Genomic DNA, 11770 nt, shown 5'->3' on the forward strand with positions numbered 1-11770 from the left:
CCCCATGGCTTCAGCACGGTTCGTCGCCGGGACAGATCAGACGAAGAAGGGTCCGCCCCGTTGGGAGAGCACGGTGGGGTATTCGGTCTGCTCCAAGATGGCGCGACGCCACGCCACGCGGCTGGTGTAGTGGGCGGGGTCGAGGCATTGGGGGTTGTCGTGCCATTCCGCCAGGTGTTGTGCCACGGCGTTCAGCACCACGCTCTGCTCGTCGGTGGCTACTGGATCCAGAGACTGGTACAGGGTGCGGATCAGGCTCTGGGTGGGCTGGTAGCGCAGCAGGAGAGAGGGCTCCTCGTCATCGATACCGTGCCCGAGTGCCACGAGCGCGTCCTGCACCGCCTCCCGGTCGGCTTCGGCCGGCTCCGGGAGGTCAAGCAGCCAACGCAGCAGGACCTCCGCTTCGGCACTGTTCAGCCGTACTCCGCCGCCGGAGAAGGTGTGGTGGAAGATCCGCAGGATCACGTCCAGCCGGCGGGGTTTGGTCCGGCGGTCATGCAGGCAGTGTGCGCACAGCCAGCCCATCCGGGCGAACCGGCGTCCGATCGGCGCGTGGAGACGGCCGATGACGTCGCCCTCGGCCACCGGGCTGGTGCACAGGTTGCAGGTCGACTCCGCCCGGGCCAGCCGGGTGCTCAGCGGCTCGGGCAGACCGCCCGATGGCACCTCGGCCTGGGCCGCGTGGAGGTACGCGGTGTAGGACGCCGGGTCCTGCACCCATGCCTGGGCCTGCCAGATCGCCTCGCGTAGCTGTTCGTCGTTGGCCTCACTGCGCTTTTCCACGCCCATCACGTCGTTGAGCCACAGCTGGACCAGGGGGATCGTGCGGCCGGTGGCGGCGGCGAGCGGGCCGACCCACTGGCTGAGGACCTGGTTCAGCTCTTTGCCGTGCAGCGTGTCGAGCTCGTCCTCGGACAGGACCGGTCGGCGGGCTGTCCCGGTGGGCGGGATCTGTGACGGGTCGGCGATCCACGAGTCCACGAGCGTCAGGGCCTGCGCGAGTTGCTCCATCGACGCGTGAGCCCGGTTGCGCGCCCGCGTCTCGCGGTTGAGTAGGGTGTTGATCTCGCGGGCTGACCGGCCGACGGCGTGCGCGGCCTCGCCGGCCTTGGTGTTGAGTACCTGCCGGGTCCGGTCGTAGGTCAGCAGTACCAGGGGATCGCACTCTCGGCACGCCGCACCGGCTGCCGCGGCCGGCTGCTGGCCGCACCGCGTGCACACGAAGCCCGGGCACTCCCCGCACAGCACGTCCGAGCCCTCGACGATCCCGCCCATGTAGGCGCCGACGGGGAGTTCGGCGCGCAGCCGCTCGCCGACGGACTGGCAGTTTCCTGTGCAGCACTCGGCGACCAGGGCGGTGTCCTCCTGGCGTGCCAGGGCCTCCCGGACGGCGACGGCCGTTCCGCTGCCCGGGTCCGGGACGATGGTGATGTCCTCCTTAGCGGCGGCGCGGTAGGCGACCAGTAGCCGTTCGTCGGCGCCGTTGGCCACCTTGTGGCGAACGTGATCGTCGATGCACCGGCATGGCAACCGCTCCGCGTATCCCCAGAAGGTGGCTCCGAACGAACCGCACTCCGGGCACAGCGTCCACTGGTAGGGGCAGTCGTTCTCGGTGTACATGCCGAAATGGTGCTCGCGCCACGGCCCCTGGGTGAGATGCGGGGACCTGGCGTACCCATCAGGAATCCCGCCGAGGGACAGCAGAGCGCTGCCCTGCCACTGCTCGCCGACCGCGAACGGCGTGGGATCGACATCCGTCTCCTCGTCCTCCTCGTCGGAGTACTTCCACGTATCCCACACCCAGCCCTGGTTGCTGGCGGCGGCCGCGAACCGGCACCACCAGGGCGGGGCGGTCTCCAGCGCGGCGACGAACCACAACCGCTCCCGCGGCAGCCAGAAAGCCGGCGTGCACACGCTCCCGTCGCCAGCCTTGAACGTCGCCGGCTCGTAGGTATACGGCACCTCGAGGTAGTCGAAGAACACCGACCAACGGGCCTCCAACTCGGTACGGAACCGCGCTTCGACCACCTCGTACACCATGACCGCTCCCGCCGGACCGACATCGCCTGATAGGCCATCACGATGACGCCGTGCACCAACCCGGAGCGGCCACCGCCACTGCTTCGGCCTACTGCTTTCCCTCCATGGAAGGACCCCCACGGACTCCAATAGACCAGCTCTCGGCACATCTGTCCTTAGCGTGTCCGCGTACCCACCGGCCCGCTGTACGTGGCGGGGCCCCTGCGACAGCGCCCTGCCGGGCGACGGAGGCTCCGAGTGCACTCGCACCCCGAAGCCTCCGACCAGCCCGTGCTCCATGCGGCGGAACTGCGCAGCAAGGCCGTGGTGGCGGCCAGGACTTCTGACCGCCGGTCCGCCAGGGTGCTCGGGCATGAGTACGTATGCGGACAACTTCACCACGTTGATCGTCGCGGGTGTGCAGTGCGACGGCCAGGACGGGGACTGCACCAAGGTGCTGGAACGCGAATTCCCGCTCGCCAAGCCGCTGCCCGGCCCGGCGTCCGGAGACCGGGACGATCCGACCTGGGCGGCCCTACGGGCTCACGGTGAGCAGGTGCAAGTCCTGGCACAGGGACAGGGGTGGCTCGTCAATGACCAGGGCGAGTACTGCCAGGACTGCGCACTCCACGCCCCCTGCGAGGACGACGAGCCCGTCGGCTAATGGTTCCCGAGGAGGACTTCGTCAGCTGTTGTCGGACCACCGTGAACGGACACCGCCGCGCCAGCTCGGAAGGCTGTAGCGAGTCACCAGAGTCCATGCGGTGCGGGTGGCATCCTCCACCCATAGGTCACCGAGAGACCTCGTGCAGTACGGCAGGCAGAGTGTCCGACTCGGCCTGGGCGAACGCGGCGTGCACCGCCGGGTTCTTCTCGAAGACCGCGATGCCGCCCCACAGCCCGATGAGGTGTTTGACGGCTTCGTCGTCGGGGGCGCCCGCAACAGCATCGGCGAACTCGTGTCGCAGACGAGGAGGAAGGGCACGCAGCACGGCCAAGACGGTGTCCGAGCGACGCGGCCGCTCCGGCTGGCCGTACGGCTCTACGGGCTGTGCGGTCACGAGTTCGCTCCCATCCGGTGATGATCGCGTTGGGCGGGCATCGTGCCTCACGGTATCGCGTTCGACTACTGCTGCGCCGCCCCACAATGCCTCCACCTCGGAGCAGCCGGAAGGCTCGCGCTTGAGCAGGCAGGACCTTCTACGTTTGCGCCATGTCCACGAAGCGCGAGTAGTGGCCCTGGAAGGCCACCGTGATCGTGGCCGTCGGGCCGTTTCGGTGCTTGGCGACGATCAGGTCGGCCTCGCCCGCGCGCGGGGACTCCTTCTCGTAGGCATCCTCGCGGTGCAGCAAGATGACCGTGTCGGCGTTGTCCTCGAGGGCTCCGGAGTCGCGGAGGTCGCTGAGTATGGGCTTTTTGTCGGTGCGCTGTTCGGGGCCGCGGTTGAGCTGGGAGATGGCCACGATCGGTATGCCGAGTTCCTTGGCGAGGAGCTTGAGGCAGCGGGCGATCTCGGAGATCTCCTCGTAGCGGGAGGCGAAGGGGCGGGTGCCGTAGGTGAGCAGGTGCAGCGCGTCGACGACGACGAGCCGGACGTCCTGCTGGCTGTGGAGCCGGCGGCATTGGGCGCGCAGGTCGACGAGGGTGGAGTAGGCGCTGTCCTGGATGTAGAGCGGGGCGGCGGCGATGTCGGGCATGCGGCGGGCCAGGCGGGTCCAGTCCTCGTCGGTCATGGCTCCGGAGCGCATGTGGTGGAGGCCGACACGGGCTTCGGCGGAGAGGAGGCGGGTGGCGATCTCGTCCCGGCTGGACTCGAGGGTGAACAGGGCGGCGGGGAGGTTGTTCTTGAGGCAGGCTGAGCGCAGGAAGTCGAGGGCGAGGGTGGACTTGCCCATGGCGGGACGTGCTGCGAGGACGATGAGGTGGCCGGGGTGCAGGCCCTGGGTGAGGGTGTCGAGGTCGGTGAAGCCGGTGGGCACTCCGGGGAGTTCGCTGGTTCGGGAGCCGGTAGCTTCGAGTTGGTCGAGTGTGCCTTCGAGGATGTCGCCCAGGGAGTAGAGGGGCGGCAGTACGTCGCGGCGCCGGCTGGTGGCGGCGAAGATCTCGGCCTGGGCCGTTTCGATGATGCGGTCGGCGTTCTCGGCGGTTCCCTCGTTGGCGAGGTTCTCGATGTGGATCGCGGCCGACCGGGTGCGGCGGAGCACGGCCAGGGACTGGACCCGGGAGGCGTCTTTCGCCCAGCCGCTGCTGCGTGAAGGGGTGCCGGCGAGCGAGGCGATGTAGTCCGCGCCGCCCGCCTTGTCGATCTCCTCGCGCTTGGCCAGGTCTGCGGCGACCGAGACCGGATCGGGGGTCTGGCCGCCGGCGTAGAGGGCGAGGACGGTGTCGTAGATCAGGGCGTGGGCGGGCCGGTAGAAGTCGTCGCTCCGCAGCACCTCCACGATGTCGGCGATGGCTTCGGTGGACTGCAGCAGCGCGCGCAGGAGAGCCCTCTCCGCGGCCACGTCGTGGGCGCTGTGCGTTGCCTCGAGCTTGTCCTGGCCCATCCGTCCATCCCCTCTTCTTCTCGCCCGCGGGGAACGGGCTGGTACGCATCCGGGCCACCTTAATGGCCGGGCGTCGCCCCGGCCCTCACGGGGTGTCACGCCTCCTCGCCGTGGGACCGCTCGGTGCGGGCCCGCTGCAGGGCACGGGCCCGCACCGAGCGGTCCCGCGAGTCGGCCGCTGTGACGCCGGTGGCGTGGGCGGGTTCCTGTGCCGCGGTCCGGGACTGCCGCTCGGCCGCGGCGCGTACCGCGGCGTCGAACAACGGATCTGCGGACGGCACGGTGGAGACCGTGATGGGTCGAGTGGCGACCGGAAGCGGGCCGTGGTCCGGAAGGATGTGGAGCGAACGGACCCGGTGCTCGCCCAGCTTCTCGTTCACCCGCTGGACGAGTGCCGGGGCGAGCAGTCGGGTCTGCGTCGCCCATGCCGACGAGATGGCACGGACCACGAGCTCGCCACGCTCCGGGAGCAGCGCCACCGCACGTACCCCACGGGCGAGGGGACCCACGGCATCGGCCCACTGGGCGAGCAGCTCCCCGCCGGGCAGGAAGCTGCGCCCTTCGCGCAGCATGAGCTCCTCGACGACAGCCCCCAACGGCACGGGAGATGAGGTTGGTCTTCGTGCTGGGCGGGGTCTGGGGGTCTGGGCTGGTGAGGCCGTGCGGAAGCGCGCGTCGTGCCGGGCGTTGCGCAACGCGATCAGCGCCAGGTCCGGCCCGGGGCCGGGTGCCGCCGAGGTCGGGGCGAGGCCCCGGGGCGGGGAGGGCTTGCTCAACTGGGGCCTCCTGTGCGCCGGTCCGTCAGCGGGTTCCAGGTCACGGCCGAAATCCCGGGGGCATCAAGAGGAGTACGCGCTGCAGGTGGTGCAGGCGGTGTGCTGGGTCGGGTCGTAGTGCCGGCCGCAGGCGCAGCGGGGCCAGTTGAGGCAGGCGGGGCATTGGGTGTAGGGGGTGGTGACGGGGACGCCGCAGGTGCCGCCGCGGCCGGTGCACTCGGTCATCGGTGGCCGGTGGGCGACCGCCTCCTCCGGCGTCCGGTCCGCCGCTGCCGCTACGGCCGGCTCGGCGGGCCGTCCCCACCGTCCCGAACTGGCTGCGGTGTCTGCGGGGGTTGGTCCGGGAGGTTGGGTTGTGCCGCGGCAGACCGTGCAGGGTGCGTCCGGGCGGTCGGGGGCGAAGCCGTCCTCGCAGCCGCCCCGGCACTCCGATGGTGCCAGCAGCCACAGCACTACGTCGTCCGGGCCGTAGCCCTCCTGCTTCTCGACCGCCGGTCGTTGCAGGGGGCGGCTGGACCAGCTGGTCCACCAGCGCCGTTCGATCCGGTCGGTGAGCTGTCGCACGGTGCGGTACTGCAGTTCGTCTCGGATCGTCGCTACCGCCGACGGCGGCAGTACGCCTTCGCAGGCCCGTAGCAACGGGTCCGGGAACGCCGCGAGCACCGCCCGCAGCGGGTCGCGGGAGCCTGCCTGTGCCAGGCAGGCGTCGCACTGGTCGCGGAGGGCTGTCTGGGGGAAGAAGTGCTGGTTCCAGCGCCGTTTGCGGTCCTTGCGCTTGTCCGGCTCGACCACCTCGACGACGTACTCCCGCTCGGGCAGCGGCCCCCGGCACGTCCGGCACTTCCCCTGGCAGGTCAGACACCGGCCTCCCTCAGGGGAGGGTGCCTGGCAGTCCGGGCACTCCCGCCGGCACACTTCACACAGGTGATCTGTCCGGGTGCGGGACCGGCAGCCACCGGTAATCCCCCTGGCACCGGATGCACTTCGCCGGATTCACGTCCTCGTACGGCGTCGGCAACACCGGGCGCCCCGGGCACAGATCGCACCGCACCACCACCCGGTCCCCGGTATGACGTGTAATCACGAAACCCTCCGGCCCAGCGAGACGGCAACCCTGTCAGCCTATCGACCAGCACCCCGCACCAGAGCACCGTTCCTGCCCGGCAGCGATCCGTCCGCAACCGCGGCACCGGCTGCCGCCGACGTCGGCGGTACTTCCGCCGGCCCTCGCCGCGCGATCACCCCGGTCGGCGAACCGCCTCGCCCACTTCGCTTGCCCGGAGGGCGGCTACGGCACCGCGCTGCGGATGCTGCACATCCCGCAGGTGCCCCACGGTCTTCGGACCGTTGCCTGGTCATGCGGCGGTCCCGGAGTAGTGCGCGGCGAGTACGTCCGCGTAGCGTTCGGTGATCGCGCTGAGGACCGCCATAGCGGCGGGCACGCGCTCGTACTCCTCCGGCTGGTCGTCCGGTGCGGGGCCGTAGAGGGCGGCAGCGGCTTCCGCTGCGAGGCGCCCGGCGCGGGCATCGACGGAGGCGATCACGTCGATCTGCTCCCGCACCACGGCCGGCACCACCGGCCTCTCGTCGTCCACCCGGTCGACCGGGGCCGGTGTCACCTCCTCCCCGCTGCTGGGCGGGAGATCCTCGGCGTCCGCGGCCGCGGGGGCGGCGAACCGCGCGCGCAGCACCTCCAGCGGCGGCGGGGGCGCCGCCTCGGCAACAGCGGGTCGGCGGTGAACCGCATCTTGCGCGGCGATTTCGCAGGCGTCGCAGCGGACGTCGTCCGTCGCCTTGCCGAGCACGAGGTTGCGGCACCACCGGTTCCTGCACGGCACCTGGGTCATCCCGCCCGGCCGGTAGGGCAGACCGATGCTCAGCGCCCATGACAGGCCGTTTCGCCGGAACGCGTACGGCCGCCCAGGATCACCGGTAGTGATCTTGGCCAGGCGGTCGCGCAACCGCATCACGATCATCGAGTCGGTCTCCCCGTCGATCAGCAACCCGTTCACCAACCGCTCCAGCCGCCCTTGCTGATACCCGGTCACCCCACCGACCACCTTGGCCAGCAGCCGAGCCGTCCTCGGCGCCCGCCGGGCGAGCACTCTGCCAAGAGGGACGGAGGGGAACTTGGGCTCTTCCGGGTGTTCCCCGCGTAGCGGGCCGTCCTCAACCACCGACAACGCTGGCTCAACAGCGGGGGCTTCACCGTCGCCGGTCTGGTCCTCGCGCACGCACGCGCGCTCCGGCCGACGGCCTTCACCCCTACCGGCTTCGCCGGAACAACGACCAGAGAGCTGCAAGGGGACGACGGGAGTAGCCAGGTGAGGGTGGTTAGTGTGAAGGGTTGCCGTAGCGTCGGGCTCTGGAATATCGGCCTCGCCTGCTCCTGGCTTGTCGCTGACCTGCGGTTTCGTCGCTGGCTTCGATGCCTCACTCGGCCCTGCCGCAACGTCGGGGTATCCTCCGGGCTCCAGGGCCTCCGCGAGGTCCTCCCGGACATCGTCAACGACCGTACGGGCGTGCGCGGCGGCGACCGCCGGTACCATCAACCGCGACCGGTTCGCCAAGCCCGAGCCCGTCCGCAGCCGCACCCGGAGCACCAGCTCCCGGCTCTCCAGACGCTCGACCACCCGCTCCCCCGCCGACGCCGTGCACCCGAGCAGCCGGCCCACCGTCGCCGCCGCCCGCCCGCGCCCGGTGTCCACCTTCCCGCCGCACTGCCGCACCCGCCCGGACTCCCGCGCCTCCAGCACCAACAGCAACAACGCGAGACGGTCCGTCGCCGCGCCCCGACCGGTACGCGTACCGATCAGCCCGGGCGGAGTCACCCGCCCGTCCCGGTGCCTCCAGCCCGGCGCCATCACGGCCTCCACCAGCCGCAGCAGCGTCGCCAGTTCCTTCTTCGTCAGAGCCAGCGGATGCCCGACCACGTCCCGCGCGGCCCACAGCGGCAGCACCCTGCACCTCAGACCGACGTCCTGGCCGTACTCGCCCTCCACCGTCTCCACCGACACCACACCCGACCGGCGCAGCACCGGCAGCACGACGGAGGCGACGTACGACACCGACAGCCCCAGCCACCGGCCCAACTCCGAGGTGCGGATCTCCACCACACCCGACTCCGACGGCGTCCGCGACGCCAGCACCACCACCGCCAACCGCACCGCGTCCACCGCACCCTCGAGGCCGGGCACGTCCAGCAGCGCGTGGACCGCACCGCCCAGCCGGGCACGGGCCTCACGCCCCAGCGCCAGCGGGTGACCCGGCCCACGAACCGGCACCGGACCCGCCTGCGCGGGAACCGGCTCCAACCGACGCCTGGAACGCCGGACCGGGGCCTCGCCGACGGAGTCGTCGACGACCTCCCCGAGAGGACACATGAGCGGGGCGGCCGACGCCGCCACCGCGCTCACCGGCCCACCGCCGTAGCGATCGCGGACCTGAACAACTGCTCGAAGAACATCCCGGCAGCCTCACGCAGGACCCCTGTGGACAGGGCCCGAGCAGCAGTCAGAACCCCGAAGGCTCCCGCCCGGTGGGCAGGAATCTTGATTTCCTTCCCGTGGAGCGGGACGGCCTTCTGGACCACCGCAGCGGTCGACGCCGCCACCGCGTTCAACGGACGCCTCCCGGGCCGGGCAACGGAAGCGGTCAACGGGAGCAAGGAGGAAGGGGTAATCCGCTGAACTTCGGCCGGGAGCGCTGGCTGGGAGACGGGCGCATGCGGTCGGCCGAGCGCACCGAGCCGGCGCTGGTACGCCCGTGCGCGATCACTCGGCGGACGGAGATGTGACGCACACGAAGCCACAATCCACGCCAAATGGACATGCCGGGGCTGACAGGACCCTGAGGTGTAGTGCAAAATGACAGCGCTCCTTCGAGTAGCGCTCTTTCGAGCTCGGAGGTATGCGAAGGCCGCCCTTACGGGGTGGCTGGTTCTGGGAGAACCGAAAGTTGGACCGTTCGAAGCCGGCTGCAACCGGGTCGAGCAATCCCTCCGCGAAGGCCCTGCAAGGCCGGAGCGGAGATCAGATGGGCGCTGAGCCGGGGTGACTGCAATCACCGGAAGGCCGAGCGACCCGGGCGGCTAGAAGCCCCGCACAGCGGGCGCCGCCCCAAGGCCTACGTCATCTCAACCCCCAACCGGGGAGAGGTGTACCCGTGCCCGGACCGGCACGGAAGCATGGGAAAGGCACCGGCCGACCGGAGCGACGAGCGTGTCGTCGCTGCTACGGGGGCGGGTGCCTTGTTGTGTGTCTAGAAGAGGGTGCGGGTACCCTGGGTCATGTCGAGACCGCCTATGAAGGTCTGCGGCCGGGCCCCGGAGTGCAGCCTCGCGGGGCCAAACCATGTCCGTATAGATCTTATCGACGGACACATTACCCCTCTCAGGGCAGCCAGCGACATCCCGGCGCGTACCGTGTCGCCGTGCGCCCATGGCCTCCTGACGAGTCACCAGCCCGACCGTGCTTCTCCCCCACGCTGCTCCACCAGTGCCGACTCCGGCATGATGAGCAGCATGCAGAAGACGCCGACCGACGATCCCCTGGACGTGGCAACTTTCTCGACGCCGGTGCAGCAGCGGCGCTTCGTCACGGCCATGGGTCGGCTTGCCGCTGACCGGGACCCTGGCACCCCGGTGCGCGTCTACGTCAGTGCATCCCCCAGAGCCATGAACGGCCCGAAGTGGGACTCGTGGCTCGCGCAGATCGCCGAAGAGCTGCCCGCCGGCGTCGAGATCCTCCACTACCGGAACACCGTCACGGACGACCGCCCGTACAACTGGGAGAGCCTCGCTGAACACCTCGACGGCCTCGTCGTCGTGGGCAAGCAGAAGCGGGCCGGTAGCCGTGTCTACCTCCTCGGCCCCATCGCTCGCCTCGAACTGCGCTCCCTCATCGCGCAGAAGCCGGTACTTCTGTACGGTCACAACCTTGGCCTCATCCCCGCAATCGACTGCAAGAACCAGGTCCTCCCACCGGGGGACGCTCCACGGCTGAAGCTGATCGCGCCGAAGCGCTGGCAGCAGGACACCACCACGCTCAAGGCCGCACTCTGCGCCCTCACCCCAGTCGGCGTCGAAGCTGGAGAGGGCGAGCGCACGGCTGCGCCAGGACACCTTGCCCATCCGTTCGCAGCCGCGCTTCCTCAATGAGGATTGGACAGGGGAGGCGGTCTGCAGCTGGCGCAGCCTCCTGGCGACGTTGGTCGTCAAACCGATTTTGACGGGTGCTGGCTGCATGAAGCTGCTGATGGCATACACGATGACGGTCATCAAGAGTCCCCGAGCAAATGACGGTTGACTGCCCTGGCATCGGTGGCGAGCTCTGAGAGCTCCTCCACGGCCACCCCCGCGTCCACCAACTGTTCGACACCGACGCAGTCGGCGACAAACAGGGTCGGCTCTCGCCAGGCGATGACGACACGGGGAATGCGTGCGGCGAGGATCCGCTGCGCGCACGGCGTGCGGTCCGCGCTGCGCTGGGAGCAGGGCTCCAGCGTGCTGTAGATCGTCGCGCCTGCCAGCCGCGGGTCGCCTTCGGGGAGCTTGGCGAGGGCGGCCTCCTCCGCATGCCCGCGGGGGTCCGTCTCGCGAGAGTAGCTGGTCGCCAGCTCGGTGCCGTCCCCGCCAACGATCACGGCACCGACCGAGTAGGCGCCCGCAGCTGGAGGACACCGCGCCGCCAATTCGATCGCACGTCGCATCCAGAACAGGTCCTGGTCTCGGTTGGGCGCGGGCATCAGCTGCGCCCCTTCGGGGCGTAGCGGAGCAGGACAACGTCGCCGATCGCTCGGGCCTCCAGCAACTGCATCCGGGCGGTCGACCCGCCCGGGTAGTCGGCGGGGCCTAGGAACTTCGGGGCGTCCGGCTGGCCTACCAGGAGCGGGGCGACGGCAAGATGGACTTCGTCGGCAAGGTTCTGGGCCACCAGCTGGGTGTGGATCGTGCCGCCTCCCTCGACCATGAGCCGGCCGACGTCACGGCGGCCAAGCTCTTCGAGGACCATGTCCCAGTCGAGCTCTGACCCGGTGCTGACGACGTCGGCCAGTCCATTCAAAGTGGCTCGGACTTTCTCTACGGCGCTGTCGACGGTGAAGACGAGTTTGTCGCCGCCGTGGTGCCAGAACTTGAGGCCAGCGTCGAGGTCACCGGATGCAGTCACGGTGACCTTCAGGGGGTATGCGGGCTTTCCTGCGGCGACTCGGGCCGCGCGGCGGTCCTCGGAATTGACCAGAAGCCTGGGGTTGTCGCGGCGCATCGTCGTCGCGCCGATCAGTATCGCGTCGCATGAGGCGCGGACTCCGTCGACCCTGTCGAAATCTTCTTCGTTGCTGAGCAGGAGTCGTTCGGGTGTGGTGTCGTCCAGGTAGCCGTCGACGCTCATCGCGGCAGACAACAAGACGTACGGGCGCGTCGTCATCAG

10 protein-coding genes and 1 pseudogene are annotated in these 11770 nt (G+C 70.0%); 2 read left to right on the forward strand and 9 right to left on the reverse strand.

Annotation, left to right across the window (positions count from 1 at the left end; genetic code table 11):
• Window positions 1-36: 36 nt before the first annotated feature.
• A complete protein-coding gene (locus AB8735_RS35575) occupies window positions 37-2040 on the reverse strand; it encodes a hypothetical protein (RefSeq protein ID WP_372411993.1) in 2004 nt (667 codons plus the stop codon).
• A 352-nt stretch (window positions 2041-2392) separates the two neighbouring features.
• Here AB8735_RS35575 and AB8735_RS35580 point away from each other — a divergent pair, with 352 nt between their 5' ends.
• Window positions 2393-2683: a hypothetical protein gene (locus AB8735_RS35580; protein WP_372411994.1), complete on the forward strand. Its 291-nt coding sequence runs from the start codon at window positions 2393-2395 to the stop codon at window positions 2681-2683.
• A 127-nt stretch (window positions 2684-2810) separates the two neighbouring features.
• On the opposite strand, the gene AB8735_RS35585 is transcribed toward AB8735_RS35580, so the two are convergent.
• The 5 genes from AB8735_RS35585 to AB8735_RS35605 all read right to left on the reverse strand — a co-directional run bounded on the left by AB8735_RS35585 (window position 2811) and on the right by AB8735_RS35605 (window position 8626).
• On the reverse strand, window positions 2811-3080 hold the full coding sequence (locus AB8735_RS35585; RefSeq protein WP_372411995.1) for a hypothetical protein: 270 nt from the start codon (window positions 3078-3080) through the stop codon (window positions 2811-2813).
• 139 nt (window positions 3081-3219) lie between these two features.
• The gene (gene dnaB, locus AB8735_RS35590; RefSeq protein ID WP_372411997.1) at window positions 3220-4665 is read right to left on the reverse strand and encodes a replicative DNA helicase; all 1446 of its coding nucleotides are present in this window, start codon (window positions 4663-4665) and stop codon (window positions 3220-3222) included.
• The gene (locus AB8735_RS35595) at window positions 4662-5342 is read right to left on the reverse strand and encodes a DciA family protein (RefSeq protein WP_372411998.1); all 681 of its coding nucleotides are present in this window, start codon (window positions 5340-5342) and stop codon (window positions 4662-4664) included. The genes dnaB and AB8735_RS35595 overlap by 4 nt, the downstream gene beginning before the upstream one ends.
• Before the next feature lie 63 nt (window positions 5343-5405).
• On the reverse strand, window positions 5406-6134 hold the full coding sequence (locus AB8735_RS35600) for a hypothetical protein (protein ID WP_372412000.1): 729 nt from the start codon (window positions 6132-6134) through the stop codon (window positions 5406-5408).
• A 563-nt stretch (window positions 6135-6697) separates the two neighbouring features.
• Entirely contained in the window at window positions 6698-8626 is a 1929-nt protein-coding gene (locus AB8735_RS35605) for a hypothetical protein (protein WP_372412001.1), read from the reverse strand.
• A gap of 1238 nt (window positions 8627-9864) precedes the next feature.
• Between AB8735_RS35605 and AB8735_RS35610 the strand changes: the two genes are divergently transcribed.
• The gene (locus AB8735_RS35610; RefSeq protein ID WP_372412485.1) at window positions 9865-10500 is read left to right on the forward strand and encodes a hypothetical protein; all 636 of its coding nucleotides are present in this window, start codon (window positions 9865-9867) and stop codon (window positions 10498-10500) included.
• 12 nt (window positions 10501-10512) lie between these two features.
• On the opposite strand, the pseudogene AB8735_RS35615 reads toward AB8735_RS35610, so the two are convergent.
• The 3 genes and pseudogenes from AB8735_RS35615 to AB8735_RS35625 all read right to left on the reverse strand — a co-directional run.
• Window positions 10513-10620: pseudogene (locus tag AB8735_RS35615) on the reverse strand (GIY-YIG nuclease family protein); the annotation flags it as partial.
• Window positions 10620-11087, reverse strand: coding sequence for a deaminase (locus tag AB8735_RS35620; RefSeq protein WP_372412002.1), 468 nt, complete (start codon window positions 11085-11087; stop codon window positions 10620-10622). The gene AB8735_RS35620 and the pseudogene AB8735_RS35615, both read right to left, overlap by 1 nt.
• Window positions 11087-11767: a RibD family protein gene (locus AB8735_RS35625; RefSeq protein ID WP_372412003.1), complete on the reverse strand. Its 681-nt coding sequence runs from the start codon at window positions 11765-11767 to the stop codon at window positions 11087-11089. Before AB8735_RS35625 ends, AB8735_RS35620 begins: the two co-directional genes overlap by 1 nt.
• Window positions 11768-11770: the final 3 nt, after the last annotated feature.

Source organism: Streptomyces luteireticuli, assembly GCF_041519305.1.
GTDB classification, from domain to species: domain Bacteria; phylum Actinomycetota; class Actinomycetes; order Streptomycetales; family Streptomycetaceae; genus Streptomyces; species Streptomyces luteireticuli.

Coding starts and splice junctions, on each gene's coding strand:
- AB8735_RS35610 (WP_372412485.1), top strand. CDS start 9,865: ATGCAGAAGACGCCGACCGACGATCCCCTGGACGTGGCAACTTTCTCG.
- AB8735_RS35620 (WP_372412002.1), bottom strand. CDS start 11,087: ATGCCCGCGCCCAACCGAGACCAGGACCTGTTCTGGATGCGACGTGCG.
- AB8735_RS35575 (WP_372411993.1), bottom strand. CDS start 2,040: ATGGTGTACGAGGTGGTCGAAGCGCGGTTCCGTACCGAGTTGGAGGCC.
- AB8735_RS35625 (WP_372412003.1), bottom strand. CDS start 11,767: ATGACGACGCGCCCGTACGTCTTGTTGTCTGCCGCGATGAGCGTCGAC.
- AB8735_RS35580 (WP_372411994.1), top strand. CDS start 2,393: ATGAGTACGTATGCGGACAACTTCACCACGTTGATCGTCGCGGGTGTG.